Origin of the sequence: Pseudomonas gorinensis (assembly GCF_042015035.1) — a bacterium.
In the GTDB taxonomy this organism is placed as follows: Bacteria; Pseudomonadota; Gammaproteobacteria; order Pseudomonadales; family Pseudomonadaceae; genus Aquipseudomonas; species Aquipseudomonas gorinensis.
This window is the reverse complement of record NZ_CP167125.1, coordinates 2,518,664-2,532,787: the sequence shown is the minus strand read 5'-3', so window position 1 is coordinate 2,532,787 and position 14,124 is coordinate 2,518,664. Positions and strand designations below refer to the sequence as shown.

Here is a 14,124-nt window from a genome sequence, read left to right as displayed (position 1 = left end):
TTTCTCTGTAGGCAGAATCTTGCGATTCGATGCCACGCAGGGTAAAACCTCTAGTTAAGTCAAGGTCAAGCGCTTCTCTGGAGTTTTTCATGCTCAACAAGGAACTCACCGTCGGCCAATTGGCCGCGCGCAGTGGCGTTGCGGTCACGGCGCTGCACTTCTATGAATCCAAAGGGTTGATCAAGAGCAACCGTAACGCTGGCAACCAGCGCCGTTACCCACGGGATGTATTGCGGCGCGTGGTGGTGATCAAGATCGCCCAGCGCTTGGGCATTCCCCTGGCGACGATTGGCCAGGCATTACAGACGCTGCCGGATGGTCGTACGCCGACCACTGAGGATTGGGAGCGTTTGTCGGCGCTGTGGCGAGAGGATCTGGATGAGCGCATCAACAAGTTGATACTGCTGCGCGACAAGCTCAGTGGTTGTATTGGCTGCGGGTGTTTGTCGCTGCAAGCGTGCCCGCTGCGTAATCAGGCTGACCAGCTCGGTGAACATGGGCCTGGGGCCCAGCTGTTGGAACCCACGCCGCAATCCTGAGTTGGGAATGCGCCCCCCCTTTGATCGCCATGGGTTTTAGAAACCCGGTGCGATATCACTTTCGTCACGCGTCAGGATGAACTGGCGCAGTTCACCGCGATTGAACGCCTTGCCGCCACGGCATGCACAGGTCGCCGATGCTGTCCGGCCGACACCTCGTCGGCTGCCTGCAAGCCACGATCGGCGTGGCCTATAGTGAAAAGGCCGTCCCTCCACAACCACAATCAAGGAGAACGATATGAGCGTTAAGCCTATTCCCGAGGGCTACCACAGCGTCACGCCTTATATGGGCATCGACAAAGCGAGTGATGCCATCGATTTCTACAAAAAAGCCTTTGGCGCCACACAGGTCATGCGCCTGGATATGCCCGATGGCAAAGTCGGCCATGCCGAGCTGCGCATTGGCGACTCGGCGATCATGCTGGGCTCACCCTGCGAGGAAATGGCCCTGCGTAATCCGGGCGAGCACACCAGTGTCGGTTTGCACCTGTATGTGAACGATGTGGACGCGCAATTCAAGCAAGCCGTGGCGGCAGGCGCCACCGTAGTGTCCGAACCGAAGGACCAGTTTTATGGCGACCGGTCGGCGAGCGTGAAGGATCCGTTCGGTCACCTGTGGTTCCTGGCCACGCGCAAGGAGGATTTGACCGAAGCACAGATCCGCGAACGTGCCATGGACATGTTCAAGCAAGGCTGAAGTCTATGAGGCGATACAACTTGCTCCTGATAACGGTGGATCAGTTGACATTTAATTGACTGATGTACGGCCATCGGGAGCAAACCTCCTCTTATAAAACAAAATAACTTATTGATTATTAAGAATTAAAATCCTCCCTTAAACGACCGAATTTTTGTGGCAAGCGGGCTTGTTGTGGCGAGCGGGCTTGCCCTAATGCCATTCAGTTAAGCGTACATCGCCTTCTGTAGGAGCGAGCTTGCTCGCGAAAAACGTCAACGATAACGCGTGTTTCCTGAATGAACGCGGCGCCTGTAAGTTCTTCGCGAGCAAGCTCGCTCCTACAAAAAAGCCTTAACTGAACGGCATTAGGGCTTGCCCCGCGTTGGGCAGCGCAGCGGCCCCAAAACCAACCTCTGCGGAATATCTGGTATGCCGCATTCGTCCTTCATTGGGGCCGCTTCGCAGCCCAACGCGGGGCAAGCCCGCTCGCCACAACAAGCCCGCTCGCCACAGGGGTTCCAGTTTGCTGCGCGACAGCGCTAAGTCGGATATTGAGCGGGACCTCCCACATTTGTTTGGCCGTGGGTCAGTTAAGCCACGGGTTGGCTTGCAGGTGGCCGCGTTCGAATGCCTTGATCGCTTCGCTGCACTGCAAGGTGCTGCCAACTGCTTCCAGGCCCAGCAGCAATGGCGCCTGGGTGATGGCTTGGAACATGTTTCGTGTTCGATGGAGGCGATAAAGCGCCCTGAATGTGAACCTGAAACATTTTCTTTCATATCCCGCTTAGGGATTTCTCATTCTCATCCGTCTTAACTTAGATACAGCCTGTCGCGTCAGCAAAAGCTACGACCGGCCTTTTCCGGGCCTTCAATGCCCCCTCCGATCAAGACCCTCATTCACATGTCGAAGAAGTCACGCTCAAAACTCTGGTTTCTTGTACACAGCTGGCTCGCATTGCCCATCTGGTTCTTTGTACTGATCGTCTGCGTCACCGGCACCCTGGCGGTGGTCAGCCAGGAGATCGTCTGGCTGGCCAACCCGGATATCCGCGCCAGCCAGCCGTCGGACGACGCCGAACTGCTGAGTTACGACCAGGTGATCGCCGCCATCCAGCGTGACGCGCCCGAGGTGATCGTGCAGTCGATCAGCCGCCCGGATGAGTCGCACTTTGCCCTGAGTGTCAACCTCAGCTACCCCGACGGGCGTTCCGTCGAGGTCTACGTCAACCCGTACACCGGGGTCATCCAAGGGATCAGCCCGGCCTTCAACTTCCAGCAATTTACCCGCGCCCTGCACGGCTGGTGGTTGGTGCCGTTCACCAATGGCTACAGCTGGGGCTGGTACCTGGTGTCGGCGCTCGGTATTCCGCTGCTGGCGTCGCTGGTCACCGGGCTGGTGGTGTACAAGCGGTTCTGGAAGGGCTTCCTGCGCCCGACCCTGCGTATCCGCCACGGTGCGCGGATCTTCTGGGGTGATTTCCATCGCTTGAGCGGTATCTGGTCGATCTGGTTCATTGCGGTGATCTCCATCACCGGTATCTGGTTCTTGATCCGGGCGATCCTGGGGGACAACCAGATTTCGATTTCCACTGAACCGGTGATCCCGGTGATTGCCCGCGAGAAGGTGCCGCTGTCTGCACCCGGTGTACCGGCCCCCATGATTCCGGTGGACGAGGCGATCAAGATCGCCACCCAGCGTATTCCCGGCCTGGAGGCGAGTTTCGTCAGCCTGCCTCTCAATGCCTACAGCCACCTGCAGATCGGCGGGCGCGGCTGGTACCCGCTGATGTACCAGACCGCGCAGATCAACCCCTATGACGGGGAAATCGCCGCCGCGCACTTGTTGTCCGACCGCTCGAAGCTGGAGTTCGTCACCGAATCCATGCGCCCGCTGCACACCGGCGACTTTGGCGGGCTGTGGATCAAGCTGATCTGGGCGTTCTTCGGCCTGATCATGAGCATGATGGTGCTGAGCGGCCTGCTGATCTGGACCAAGCGCACCGCCCTGGCCACCCTCAATGCCCTCAAGCGCGAAGCCAAGACCCAACGTGCGCCGGCGTCTATCCCGGCCATGCCAGCCGAAACCTCGGAGGCCAACCCATGAGCAAGCCCGCTGCCGCGACCCCGCCTTCACCGCTGCGGGCCTTTTGGCTGAAATGGCGTTTCCACATCAACGTCCTGCTGTTACTGGTGCCCCTGGGCTTTATGCCCAAGTACTTTGCCGATGCCGCGCTGTTTCGTGGCGACACCGGCCTTGGCGAACGGGTGGTCGGTGACGTGCAGGTCGGGCCATGGAGCCTGAAGCTCGCCGAATTCCGCAACGAAGGCCCGCGCCCGGACCCGGCCGGCCCGATGAAGTCCTTCAATGCCGCCCTGTGCGCGACCTGCGCCGAGCAGGTCAAGGCCACCTACCTGCGTATCGGCAAGCCGCGCAGCCTGCGGGCCGCCGGGGTGATCTTCTTCGGCACGCCCTACCGCATGGGCGCCGCCTTGCCCATCCCTGAGCGCACGCCGGTCGACGCCGAACTGTGGGTCACCATGGAAGGCTGGGACGGCACGATGCACCAGGGTTCCGTTCCTTTGAGCCAGGCCTCGCCTGCAACCATTGCCTGGCTGAACAAGCAAGGAGTTAAACCATGACTTTGATGCGCCTGACCCGCGCCTGTGGCGTTCTGTTGCTGAGCGCCGGCTTCAGCACGGTTGCACTGGCCCACAACCCGATGTGCGAATGCAAGGAAATCCCCGGTGAGCAGATCCAGTGTACCGGCGGTTTTTCCGACGGCAGTGGCGCCCCCGGCGTGACCCTGGACGTGATCGGCTACGACGAGACCATCCTGCTGCCCGGCAAGCTCGGCCAGGACTCGACCCTGACCTTCAAGAAGCCCGCGGCCGAGTTCTATGTGCTGTTTGATGCGGGCCCCGGCCACGTGGTGGAAATCGACCAAGCGGATATCCAGCCTCAATGAGTACCACACAGGTTGTACGCCCCGCCGGTGCCGGCCATGAAACCCTCTACGTCCTGCTGCTGTGCCTGATCATCCTCGCGGTGGCCGGCACGGTGGTGGCCCTGCACGGTGAAACCCAGGTGGTGGCCGCCGTGTCCAGCCATCAACTGGATGCCCGCCGTGACCTGAGCGCCGCCGAACAAGGCATCTACGCCGACCTGCGGGTAACGCTGGATGAAATCCACGTGCTGCAACAAGAGCAAAGCGCCCTGCCTGGCCCCGAACAACTGGCCGAAGAAGGCTTTGCGCCGTTTGCCCGCGACGCCAGTTCGGTCAGTCGTGGCGACCATCGCTGGCAGTTGCTGGCGAATACGGCCTACCTGGGACTGAGCCAGGCGCCGACCACCAGTGGCTCGCTGCTGATGCGCGTGCACGGCGCCGAGCCGGACATCTGGCTCAACCGCCGCGCAGACCTCGCCGCCCCTTCCGACCTCACTGACCAGGCGCTGATCGCAGCCGGCTGGCAGCAGGTGGTCGCGCAATTCGATGCCGGCGTCACCCGCCAGCACCGTCACTGAACGAGAAGATCGATTGCCCATGTCTATTTCATCTCCCCTGTTACGCCTGTTGCTGGTTGGCCTGTTCAGCCTGATGCTCGCGCCCCTCGCTAACGCCGAGGCCGCCAAACGCCTGCGGATCGGCATCACCCTGCACCCTTACTACAGCTACGTGGCGAATATCGTCGGCGACAAGGCCGAGGTGGTGCCGCTGATTCCGGCCGGTTTCAACCCCCATGCCTACGAGCCGCGCGCCGAAGACATCAAGCGCATCGGCACCCTGGATGTGATCGTGCTCAATGGCGTCGGCCATGACGATTTCGCCGACCGCATGATTGCCACCAGCGAGCGCCCGGCTATCCCGGTGATCGAGGCCAACGCCAACGTGCCGTTGCTGGCCGCCACCGGCAATGCGGCGCGCGGTGCCGGCAAGGTGGTCAACCCGCACACCTTCCTGTCGATCAGTGCCTCGATTGCCCAGGTCAACAACATCGCCCGCGAGCTGGGCAAGCTCGACCCGGACAACGCCAAGACCTACACCCAGAACGCCCGTGCCTACGGCAAACGCCTACGCCAGATGCGCGCCGACGCCCTGGCCAAGCTGACCCGCGCGCCCAACCCGGACCTGCGTGTCGCCACCGTGCACGCGGCCTACGACTACCTGCTGCGCGAGTTCGGCCTGGAAATCACCGCGGTGGTCGAACCGGCCCACGGGATCGAACCCAGCCCCAGCCAGTTGAAGAAAACCATCGATGAACTGCGGGCGCTGGACGTGAAGGTGATCTTCTCGGAAATGGATTTCCCGTCCACCTATGTCGACACCATCCAACGCGAATCCGGGGTCAAGCTCTACCCGCTTTCGCATATTTCCTACGGTGAATACAGCGCTGAGAAGTACGAAGTGGAAATGACCGGCAACCTCAACACCGTGGTACGGGCGATCCAGGAGTCGGGGGCATGACGGTGGCGGAACACCTGAAAGTGGCCAGCGTCGGGCCAACGATCGACTTCGACCAGGTGACGCTGACCCTCGGCCGCACGGCGATTCTCGATCGCGTGAGTTTCCAGGTGCAGCCGGGCAGCATCCACGCACTGGTAGGCCCCAACGGCGGCGGTAAAAGCTCGCTGATCAAGACCCTGCTGGGGCAGACGCCGCATCAGGGCCACTTGAGCCTGCAATGGCCAACGGTGCCCGGCACCATCGGTTATGTGCCCCAGGCCCTGGAATTCGACCGGGGCTTGCCGATGACCGTGGATGATTTCATGGCTGCCATGTGCCAGCGGCGCCCGGCGTTCCTTGGGTTGTCGAAGCATTACGCCGGCCCCATCGGCGAGGCGCTGGAACGGGTCGGCATGCAAGACAAGCGCAAGCGCCGCATGGGTGCGCTGTCCGGCGGTGAGCGTCAGCGCGTGCTGCTGGCCCAGGGGCTGATTCCGGCCCCGCACTTGCTGGTGCTGGACGAACCGATGTCGGCCCTCGATGAAGCCGGTATCCAAGTGTTCGAACGGCTGCTGAGCGACTGGCGCCTGGCCGGGATCACCGTGCTGTGGATCGAGCACGACCTGGAGGCCGTGGGTCGCCTGGCCGACCGCGTCACCGGGTTGAACCGCCGTGTGCTGTTCGACGCCACGCCAAAGGAGGCACTGACCCCGGATCGCCTGCTGACCCTGTTCTCTACCCACCCTCGGAGCCCGGCGCAATGAGTTATGAAGCGTTTCGCTTGATGGTCCAGGGCTGGGCCTCTTCCGGTTACCTGCCGGAAGCCCTGGCCTATGGTTTTGTGGTCAACGCGTTGCTCGCTGGCCTGCTGATCGGCCCGGTGCTGGGCGGCCTGGGCACGCTGGTGGTGGTCAAGCGCTTTGCGTTTTTCTCCGAAGCGGTCGGCCATGCGGCGCTGACCGGCGTTGCGGTGGGCATCCTGCTCGGAGAACCCTATACCGGACCGTACGGCAGCCTGTTTGGCTACTGCCTGTTGTTCGGCATCCTGCTCAACTACCTGCGCAACCGCACCGGCCTGGCGCCGGATACGTTGATCGGGGTGTTCCTGTCGGTGTCCCTGGCGTTGGGCGCGAGCCTGCTGCTGATCCTGGCAGGCAAGATCAACGTGCATATCCTGGAGAACGTGCTGTTTGGCTCGGTACTGACGGTCAACGGCAATGACCTGCTGGTACTGGCAGTCGTAGGTTCGCTGGTAATGGCCCTGGCGCTGCCGCTGTACAACCGCATCATGCTCGCCAGCTTCAACCCGCAATTGGCCGCGGTACGCGGTGTGGCGGTGAAGACTCTGGACTACCTGTTCGTGATCCTGGTGACCCTGATCACCGTGGCGGCAGTCAAGGTCATCGGCGCGATTCTGGTCGGTGCGCTGCTGGTGATCCCGGCCGCGGCGGCCCGCCTGTTGAGCCAATCGCTCAAGGGATTCTTCTGGATCTCAGTGGTGATCGCCACCCTCAGCACCCTCTGCGGGATCCTGCTGCCCATCATCTTCGACCTGCCGATCCCCTCCGGCGCCGCGATCATCCTCGTGGCCGGTATCGCCTTCGCCTGTGCCGCCATTGCGCGCGGCACCGTGCCCAGTCTCAAAGGGAACCTTGGATAATGCGCGCGTTCTTCACCCCCCTGGCCCTGGCCATCGCCTGCTTGATCACCCCGCCGCTGATGGCCGCCGACGTCGCCAGGCCGGCCATGCACGCGGCCAAACCCATCAAGGTCCTGGCCTCGCTGCCCATCACCTATGGCTTGGCAGCGGTGCTGCTCAAGGGCACCGACGTGCAGTTGGAACGTGCCGCCCCGGCCAACCTGCCAGGCTCGCGCCAGGTGTCCTACTTCACCGGCCGTGGCGCACCGGCGCTCAATACGCTGGCCCAGGACGCCGACGCCGCCATCGGCCTGCGCTCGCTGTGGGCCGATGATCCGCTCTACCCCGTGGCCCGGCGCAGCAATATCCGTATTGTCGAAGTGGACGCCGCACGCCCGGTGGACGGCGGCTTGCCGGGGATCGCCGTGCAACCGGGCGTCACCGACGGCTTGAACAGCCAACCCTGGCAATCGAGCAATAACATGGGGCGCATGGCCGACGTAATGGCCGCCGACCTCAGCCGCCTGGCCCCCGCCGCCAAGCCAAAGATCGACGCCAACCTCGCCGCCCTCAAGCAACGCCTGCTCAAGCTCACTGCCGACAGCGAAGCGCGACTGGCCCAGGCGGACAACCTGAGCGTGGTGAGCTTGAGCGATCACTTTGGGTATCTGATCAGCAGTTTGAATCTGGAACTGCTCAGCACCGATGCCCGGCCCGATGCGGATTGGGCGCCTGAGGCATTACAAAAACTCAGTGCCGAGCTGAAGGAAAACGACGTGGCCGTGGTGCTGCATCATCGTCAGCCGAGTGACGCCGTGAACGCCGCCGTCACGGCAGGCGGCTCGAAGTTGCTGGTGTTGAACGTCGACGGCGCGGACCCGGTATCGGAGTTGGAAACCAATGTGGATCAAGTGATCAAGGCACTCACAAAGCACTCACTGTAGGAGCGAGATTGCTCGCGAAAGACGTCAACGCTAACGCGGACAGCCTGATCCACCTCGGCGCCCTCAGGTTTTTCGCGAGCGAGCTCGCTCCTACAGGAAACTCCCGATCACACCACATCCACGCCGACATGAATCGCATCATGCCGCCAGAACTCCAGGTCGCAGTCGATCAAGCGCTGGTGCTGGTCATAGTTGACCCGGGCAATCCGCAGGCCCGGGCTGCCCACCGACACGCGCAACGCCGCGGCGGCTTCCACCGGCAATGAGGTTGGCACAATCTCGAAACGCACCCGCCCGTAGTGCAGGTCGTACTTGCGCGCATACAACTCGGTCATCGACTGATTCAGGTCGCACTCCAGAATCCCCGGGAAATAGTGCGGGTTCAGGTAGTGCTCCACATACAACACCAGCCGCCCATCGATCCGTCGGCTCCGGCAAATCTGGATCACGCTGGACAAGGCCGGCAGCTGCAACCACGCACACACTGCCGCCGACGCCGGTTGCAGCCGCGCGCTGATGACCTCGGTCGACGCCACGCGTCCCTGGTCATTGACCATGGCGTGAAAGTGGCTGCGCTGCATCAGGTTGTAGGCCAGCCGGGGGGGCGAGACAAACCAGCCACGACGCTCCTCGCGATAGATCTGCCCCTGGGCCTCCAGTTGTAACAAGGCTTCCCGCACGGTAATTCGAGTGGTACCAAACAACTCGCTGAGTTTGCGCTCGGCGGGCAGTTTGCTTGCAGGCGGCAACAAACCGTGGTCGATCTGCTCTTGCAGCGCCAGGCCGATGGATGTCACCGCCTTGATTGCCTCATCACGCATCAACGTTACCTATCTGGACTAGACCAGCACCGTTCAGGTGCATAAACCGCGCGTTATTTGGGCTTCTGTTGTTACGTGCCAGCCTAGGCATTACAGATGACCGACAGATGACAGTCCGCATCGTGCCTCCTGCGCCACCCTGCAATACATCGGCCAAGTCCAGAGTCTGCGGGCACTTGAGCATGGTCTACGCTAAGTCTGCACTGTGCGACATCAGCGCTTTAAAAACGACATCGACATGAAACTGTCATCCATCGAGCCTAGATTGGCTCAGGTATTGCTGACCTAGACCAACACCACCGCTAACGTTCGTATAAAACGCCGCGTTGAAAACGCCCAAAGGAGCTTCGGATGAAACAGCTTTTCCTGGCATCACTGTTAGGCTCGACCATTGCCATGTGCACCGCTGCCATGGCCGCTGATACCGATTTAAAAACCCTTGAAGCCGCCGCGAAAGCGGAAGGCGCCGTCAACAGCGTCGGCATGCCCGATGACTGGGCCAACTGGAAAGGCACCTGGGAAGACCTGGCCAAGACCTACGGCCTCAAGCACATCGACACGGATATGAGCTCGGCCCAGGAAATCGCCAAGTTCAAGGCCGAAAAAGACAACGCCAGCGCCGATATCGGCGACGTGGGCGCGGCCTTCGGCCCGATCGCGGTGAAACAGGAAGTCACCCAGCCGTACAAACCGTCCACCTGGGCCCAGGTGCCGGATTGGGCGAAAGACAAAGACGGTCACTGGGCCCTGGCCTACACCGGCACCATCGCCTTTATCGTGAACAAGAAGTTGCTGCACGGGTCTGAAATCCCCACCAGCTGGGCCGACCTGCAGACCGGCAAATACAAGGTCTCCATCGGTGACGTAAGCACCGCGGCACAAGCCGCCAACGGCGTGCTGGCCGCCGCCATCGCCAATAAAGGCGACGAGAAGAACATCGCCCCTGGCCTGCAATTCTTCACCAAGATCGCCCAGCAAGGCCGCCTGTCACTGTCCAACCCGACCATCGCCACCATGGAAAAAGGCGAAGTCGAAGTGGGTGTGGTCTGGGACTTCAACGGCCTGAGCTACAAGGCCAAGATGGCCAACCCGGCTGACTACGTGGTGCTGATCCCATCGGACGGCTCAGTGAAATCCGGCTACACCACCATCATCAACAAATACGCCAAGCACCCGAACGCCGCCAAGCTGACCCGCGAATACATCTTCAGCGATGCCGGCCAACTCAACCTGGCGCGTGGCAACGCACGTCCGATCCGTGCCGAAACCGACCTGAAACTACCGGCCGACATCGCCAAGAACCTGATCCCGGGCGAGCAGTACACCAAGGCCAACCCGCAGCCGATCAAGGATGCCGATGCCTGGGAAGCGACTTCCAAGAAATTGCCGCAGTTGTGGAATGAGCAGGTCATCGTAGAAATGAAGTAAGGGTTTATCCCACATTGGAGCTCCAGTGGAGATCCAATGTGGGAGGGGGCTTGCCCCCGATGACGGTGGATCAGCTAACCAATCCGTTGAATGGCACACCGCTATCGGGGGCAAGCCCCCTCCCACACTTTTGACCTCGTTCCTCCAGGGAAATTGAGTCAAGTCTATTGCCGCGGAGCGTTCTCCCCCATGAAGCACACTGTCATCCTTGTCGTGCTCGACGGCCTCAACTTTGAGGTTGCGAGGCACGCCATGGGGCACTTGCAGGCCTATGTCGGCGCAGGACGCGCAGCCCTCTACAAGCTGGAATGTGAACTGCCTGCCCTGTCCCGTCCGCTGTATGAATGCATCCTCACCGGCGTGCCACCGATCCAGAGCGGCATCGTGCACAACAACGTTTCACGCCTGTCCAACCAGCGCAGCATCTTTCACTACGCCACCGACGCCGGTCTCACCACGGCGGCAGCGGCCTATCACTGGGTCAGCGAGTTGTATAACCGCACGCCCTTTATCGCCGCCCGTGACCGTCATACCGACGACAAGGCGCTGGCGATCCAGCACGGGCATTTCTACTGGAATGACCATTACCCGGATTCACACCTGTTTGCCGACGCCGAGAGCCTGCGGCTCAAGCACGCGCCGCACCTCCTGGTGGTGCACCCGATGAACATCGACGACGCCGGCCACAAGCACGGCCTCGACACACCGCAGTACCGCAACAGCGCACGCGCGGCCGACATCATCCTGGCCGACTACCTGCAAGCCTGGCTCGATGCCGGTTACCAGGTGCTGGTGACCGCCGACCACGGCATGAACAACGACCGTTCCCACAATGGCCTGCTGCCGGAAGAACGCGAAGTGCCGCTGTTCGTCATCGGCGATGCCTTCAGCCTGGACGCCGGCGCCGCACCGAAACAGACCGAGCTGTGCGGCACCGTCTGCGAACTGCTGGGCGTCCCCCACGACAAACCGGTATGCCGGGAGCTGCTTAAATGAACGCTATGACCCGCGGCAAATGGCTGGCGTTGCTATGCCTGGTGCCATTCGCACTGTTTTTCATCGTGTTCGAGATTGCCCCACTGGTGTGGGTGCTGATCAACAGCCTGCAAACGGAAGAGTCCGGCTGGGGCGTGGACAACTTCACGCGCATCTTCAGTTCGAAGTTCTACCGGCAAGCGATCCAGTTCAGCCTGGAGATCAGCTTCTACTCCAGCATCTTCGGGATCATCATCGCCACCCTGGGCAGTTACTCCCTGCGCCGCGTCGATTCGCCGCTGCGTAACTTCGTCACCGCCTTCGCCAACATGACCAGCAACTTCGCCGGCGTGCCCTTGGCGTTTGCCTTCATCATCCTGCTGGGGTTCAACGGCAGCATCACCTTGATGCTCAAGCAGGCCGGGCTTATCCAGGACTTCAACCTGTATTCCAAGACCGGGTTGATCATCCTCTACACCTACTTCCAGATCCCCCTCGGCGTGCTGCTGCTCTACCCGGCGTTTGATGCGCTGCGCGAAGACTGGCGTGAGTCGGCGGCGTTGCTGGGCGCAAATGGCTGGCAGTTCTGGCGGCATATCGGCTTGCCGGTATTGGCGCCAGCGCTGCTCGGCACGTTCGTGATCCTGCTGGCCAACGCCCTGGGTGCCTATGCCACCGTCTATGCCTTGACCACCGGTAACTTCAACGTGCTGCCGATCCGCATCGCGGGCCTGGTGTCCGGCGACGTGTCACTCGACCCGAACCTGGCCAGTGCCCTGGCCGTCGTGCTGGTGGCACTGATGACCGTGGTCACGGTAGTCCATCAACTGCTGCTCAAGAGGAGCTACCATGTCTCGCGCTGAAGCCGGCCCTGCCGCCCTCTACCATCGCGTAGTGGTGTACCTGTTGTTCGCGATCCTGGTATTGCCGCTGATCGGCACCTTCGTCTATTCCATCGCCAGCAGTTGGTCGGCCACCATCCTGCCCGCCGGCTTCACGGTGAAATGGTATGTGCAGCTGTGGAGTGACCCGCGCTTCCTGATGGCCTTCGGGCAATCCTTGCTGGTATGCGTGGGTGCGCTGATCCTGTCGGTGGTGTTGATTTTGCCGTTGCTGTTTGTGGTGCACTACCACTTCCCCCGGCTCGATGCGCTGATGAATATCCTGATCCTGCTGCCCTTCGCGGTGCCGCCGGTGGTGTCGTCGGTGGGCCTGCTGCAACTGTATGGTTCCGGCCCATTCGCGATGGTGGGCACGCCGTGGATTCTGATCGGCTGCTACTTCACCGTGGCCTTGCCGTTCATGTACCGCGCGATCACCAACAACCTGCAAGCCATCAACCTGCGCGACCTGATGGACGCCTCGCAACTGCTCGGCGCCAGCACCTGGCAGGCGGCGATCCTGGTGGTGCTGCCGAACCTGCGCAAAGGCTTGATGGTCGCCCTGCTGCTGTCGTTCTCGTTCCTGTTCGGTGAGTTCGTGTTCGCCAATATCCTCGTGGGGACACGCTACGAGACCCTGCAGGTGTACCTCAACAACATGCGCAACAGCAGCGGCCACTTCACCAGTGCCGTCGTGATTTCCTATTTCTTCTTTGTGCTGGTGCTGACCTGGGCCGCCAATATCTTGAACAAGGACAAAAGCCAATGAGCTTCGTGAGCGTCCAACACCTGCAAAAAGGCTACGCCGGCACTCCGGTGTTCAGCGACATCAACTGCGAGATCGCCAAGGGCGAGTTCGTCACCCTGCTTGGCCCGTCCGGCTGCGGCAAATCCACCCTGCTGCGTTGCATCGCCGGCCTGACCTCGGTGGACAGCGGCCAGATTCTCCTCGACGGCCAGGACATCGTACCGCTGAGCCCGCAGAAGCGGCAGATCGGCATGGTGTTCCAGAGCTATGCGCTGTTCCCCAACATGACCGTGGAACAGAACGTCGCCTTCGGCCTGCGCATGCAGAAAGTCAATGCCGACGACAGCCACAAGCGCGTGCAGGAAGTACTGCAACTGGTGGAACTCAAGGACCTGGCCGGACGTTATCCGCACCAGATGTCCGGCGGCCAGTGCCAGCGCGTGGCCCTGGCCCGCTCGCTGGTCACGCGCCCGCGCCTGTTGCTGCTCGATGAGCCGCTGTCGGCACTGGATGCACGCATTCGCAAGCACCTGCGCGAACAGATCCGTCAGATCCAGCGCGAACTGGGGCTGACCACGATTTTCGTGACCCATGACCAGGAGGAAGCGCTGACCATGTCCGACCGCATCTTCCTGATGAACCAGGGCAAGATCGTGCAAAGCGGCGACGCCGAAACCCTCTACACCGCACCCGTGGACGTATTTGCCGCCGGGTTTATCGGCAACTACAACCTGCTCGATGCCGACAAGGCCAGCCAACTGCTGCAACGCCCGATCAGTGGGCGTATCGCGATTCGCCCCGAAGCCATCGAACTGAGCCGCAGCGGCGAACTCGACGCCTTGGTGCGCAGCCATAGCCTGCTGGGTAACGTGATCCGTTACCGCATCGAAGCCCGTGGCGTGGAACTGGTGGTGGACGTGCTCAACCGCTCGGCGGACGACCTGCACCCGGACGGCCAGCGCCTGGCACTTTCCATCGACCCCAGTGCGCTGTGTGAAGTAGCCTGAGCAACAATGATTGACTGAGAG

Annotated in this window: 16 protein-coding genes and 1 pseudogene; 15 read left to right on the top strand and 2 right to left on the bottom strand. The window is 61.5% G+C overall.

What is annotated here, in order from left to right; all coding sequences use genetic code 11:
* Nucleotides 1-89: 89 nt before the first annotated feature.
* Both soxR and AB7933_RS11705 read left to right on the top strand, forming a co-directional pair.
* Nucleotides 90-539 carry a redox-sensitive transcriptional activator SoxR gene (gene soxR / locus AB7933_RS11710; protein WP_024074402.1) on the top strand — a complete coding sequence of 150 codons (450 nt, stop codon included), beginning with the start codon at nt 90-92 and terminating at the stop codon, nt 537-539.
* A 238-nt stretch (nt 540-777) separates the two neighbouring features.
* Nucleotides 778-1,236: a VOC family protein gene (locus AB7933_RS11705; protein ID WP_024074401.1), complete on the top strand. Its 459-nt coding sequence runs from the start codon at nt 778-780 to the stop codon at nt 1,234-1,236.
* A gap of 568 nt (nt 1,237-1,804) precedes the next feature.
* On the opposite strand, the pseudogene AB7933_RS11700 reads toward AB7933_RS11705, so the two are convergent.
* Nucleotides 1,805-1,909 (bottom strand): annotated as a pseudogene (locus tag AB7933_RS11700) (3-isopropylmalate dehydratase small subunit); the annotation flags it as partial.
* A gap of 210 nt (nt 1,910-2,119) precedes the next feature.
* On the opposite strand from AB7933_RS11700, the gene AB7933_RS11695 reads away from it, so the two are divergent.
* The 8 genes from AB7933_RS11695 to AB7933_RS11660 are packed head-to-tail and all read left to right on the top strand — an operon-like array spanning nt 2,120 to nt 8,243.
* A complete protein-coding gene (locus AB7933_RS11695) occupies nt 2,120-3,322 on the top strand; it encodes a PepSY-associated TM helix domain-containing protein (RefSeq protein ID WP_024074399.1) in 1,203 nt (400 codons plus the stop codon).
* Nucleotides 3,319-3,858 (top strand): hypothetical protein, encoded by a 540-nt coding sequence (locus tag AB7933_RS11690; RefSeq protein WP_024074398.1) that lies wholly within the window; start codon nt 3,319-3,321, stop codon nt 3,856-3,858. The genes AB7933_RS11695 and AB7933_RS11690 overlap by 4 nt, the downstream gene beginning before the upstream one ends.
* Entirely contained in the window at nt 3,855-4,184 is a 330-nt protein-coding gene (locus AB7933_RS11685; RefSeq protein WP_024074397.1) for a hypothetical protein, read from the top strand. Before AB7933_RS11690 ends, AB7933_RS11685 begins: the two co-directional genes overlap by 4 nt.
* Nucleotides 4,181-4,741, top strand: coding sequence for a DUF6162 family protein (locus AB7933_RS11680; RefSeq protein ID WP_024074396.1), 561 nt, complete (start codon nt 4,181-4,183; stop codon nt 4,739-4,741). The genes AB7933_RS11685 and AB7933_RS11680 overlap by 4 nt, the downstream gene beginning before the upstream one ends.
* A 19-nt stretch (nt 4,742-4,760) precedes the next feature.
* A complete protein-coding gene (locus AB7933_RS11675) occupies nt 4,761-5,681 on the top strand; it encodes a metal ABC transporter substrate-binding protein (RefSeq protein ID WP_024074395.1) in 921 nt (306 codons plus the stop codon).
* Nucleotides 5,678-6,424, top strand: coding sequence for a metal ABC transporter ATP-binding protein (locus tag AB7933_RS11670; protein ID WP_024074394.1), 747 nt, complete (start codon nt 5,678-5,680; stop codon nt 6,422-6,424). The genes AB7933_RS11675 and AB7933_RS11670 overlap by 4 nt, the downstream gene beginning before the upstream one ends.
* The gene (locus AB7933_RS11665) at nt 6,421-7,320 is read left to right on the top strand and encodes a metal ABC transporter permease (protein ID WP_024074393.1); all 900 of its coding nucleotides are present in this window, start codon (nt 6,421-6,423) and stop codon (nt 7,318-7,320) included. Before AB7933_RS11670 ends, AB7933_RS11665 begins: the two co-directional genes overlap by 4 nt.
* Entirely contained in the window at nt 7,320-8,243 is a 924-nt protein-coding gene (locus AB7933_RS11660) for a metal ABC transporter substrate-binding protein (protein ID WP_024074392.1), read from the top strand. Before AB7933_RS11665 ends, AB7933_RS11660 begins: the two co-directional genes overlap by 1 nt.
* 107 nt (nt 8,244-8,350) lie before the next feature.
* On the opposite strand, the gene AB7933_RS11655 is transcribed toward AB7933_RS11660, so the two are convergent.
* Nucleotides 8,351-9,064, bottom strand: coding sequence for a UTRA domain-containing protein (locus tag AB7933_RS11655; protein ID WP_041160882.1), 714 nt, complete (start codon nt 9,062-9,064; stop codon nt 8,351-8,353).
* A gap of 351 nt (nt 9,065-9,415) precedes the next feature.
* Between AB7933_RS11655 and AB7933_RS11650 the strand changes: the two genes are divergently transcribed.
* From AB7933_RS11650 to AB7933_RS11630, 5 genes are all read left to right on the top strand, one after another.
* Complete coding sequence (locus AB7933_RS11650) at nt 9,416-10,492, top strand: ABC transporter substrate-binding protein (RefSeq protein ID WP_024074390.1); 1,077 nt, start codon at nt 9,416-9,418, stop codon at nt 10,490-10,492.
* A 189-nt stretch (nt 10,493-10,681) separates the two neighbouring features.
* Nucleotides 10,682-11,488 carry an alkaline phosphatase family protein gene (locus AB7933_RS11645; protein ID WP_041160881.1) on the top strand — a complete coding sequence of 269 codons (807 nt, stop codon included), beginning with the start codon at nt 10,682-10,684 and terminating at the stop codon, nt 11,486-11,488.
* Nucleotides 11,485-12,330, top strand: coding sequence for an ABC transporter permease (locus tag AB7933_RS11640; RefSeq protein WP_024074388.1), 846 nt, complete (start codon nt 11,485-11,487; stop codon nt 12,328-12,330). The genes AB7933_RS11645 and AB7933_RS11640 overlap by 4 nt, the downstream gene beginning before the upstream one ends.
* Entirely contained in the window at nt 12,317-13,117 is an 801-nt protein-coding gene (locus tag AB7933_RS11635) for an ABC transporter permease (protein ID WP_024074387.1), read from the top strand. Before AB7933_RS11640 ends, AB7933_RS11635 begins: the two co-directional genes overlap by 14 nt.
* Nucleotides 13,114-14,103, top strand: a complete 990-nt coding sequence (locus AB7933_RS11630; RefSeq protein WP_024074386.1) for an ABC transporter ATP-binding protein — start codon at nt 13,114-13,116, stop codon at nt 14,101-14,103. The genes AB7933_RS11635 and AB7933_RS11630 overlap by 4 nt, the downstream gene beginning before the upstream one ends.
* The last annotated feature ends 21 nt before the right edge of the window (nt 14,104-14,124 follow it).

Excerpts from the sequence above, each read along its gene's own strand:
- soxR (WP_024074402.1), top strand. The coding sequence starts at position 90 with ATGCTCAACAAGGAACTCACCGTCGGCCAATTGGCCGCGCGCAGTGGC.
- AB7933_RS11705 (WP_024074401.1), top strand. The coding sequence starts at position 778 with ATGAGCGTTAAGCCTATTCCCGAGGGCTACCACAGCGTCACGCCTTAT.
- AB7933_RS11695 (WP_024074399.1), top strand. The coding sequence starts at position 2,120 with ATGTCGAAGAAGTCACGCTCAAAACTCTGGTTTCTTGTACACAGCTGG.
- AB7933_RS11690 (WP_024074398.1), top strand. The coding sequence starts at position 3,319 with ATGAGCAAGCCCGCTGCCGCGACCCCGCCTTCACCGCTGCGGGCCTTT.
- AB7933_RS11685 (WP_024074397.1), top strand. The coding sequence starts at position 3,855 with ATGACTTTGATGCGCCTGACCCGCGCCTGTGGCGTTCTGTTGCTGAGC.
- AB7933_RS11680 (WP_024074396.1), top strand. The coding sequence starts at position 4,181 with ATGAGTACCACACAGGTTGTACGCCCCGCCGGTGCCGGCCATGAAACC.
- AB7933_RS11675 (WP_024074395.1), top strand. The coding sequence starts at position 4,761 with ATGTCTATTTCATCTCCCCTGTTACGCCTGTTGCTGGTTGGCCTGTTC.
- AB7933_RS11670 (WP_024074394.1), top strand. The coding sequence starts at position 5,678 with ATGACGGTGGCGGAACACCTGAAAGTGGCCAGCGTCGGGCCAACGATC.
- AB7933_RS11665 (WP_024074393.1), top strand. The coding sequence starts at position 6,421 with ATGAGTTATGAAGCGTTTCGCTTGATGGTCCAGGGCTGGGCCTCTTCC.
- AB7933_RS11660 (WP_024074392.1), top strand. The coding sequence starts at position 7,320 with ATGCGCGCGTTCTTCACCCCCCTGGCCCTGGCCATCGCCTGCTTGATC.
- AB7933_RS11655 (WP_041160882.1), bottom strand. The coding sequence starts at position 9,064 with ATGCGTGATGAGGCAATCAAGGCGGTGACATCCATCGGCCTGGCGCTG.
- AB7933_RS11650 (WP_024074390.1), top strand. The coding sequence starts at position 9,416 with ATGAAACAGCTTTTCCTGGCATCACTGTTAGGCTCGACCATTGCCATG.
- AB7933_RS11645 (WP_041160881.1), top strand. The coding sequence starts at position 10,682 with ATGAAGCACACTGTCATCCTTGTCGTGCTCGACGGCCTCAACTTTGAG.
- AB7933_RS11640 (WP_024074388.1), top strand. The coding sequence starts at position 11,485 with ATGAACGCTATGACCCGCGGCAAATGGCTGGCGTTGCTATGCCTGGTG.
- AB7933_RS11635 (WP_024074387.1), top strand. The coding sequence starts at position 12,317 with ATGTCTCGCGCTGAAGCCGGCCCTGCCGCCCTCTACCATCGCGTAGTG.
- AB7933_RS11630 (WP_024074386.1), top strand. The coding sequence starts at position 13,114 with ATGAGCTTCGTGAGCGTCCAACACCTGCAAAAAGGCTACGCCGGCACT.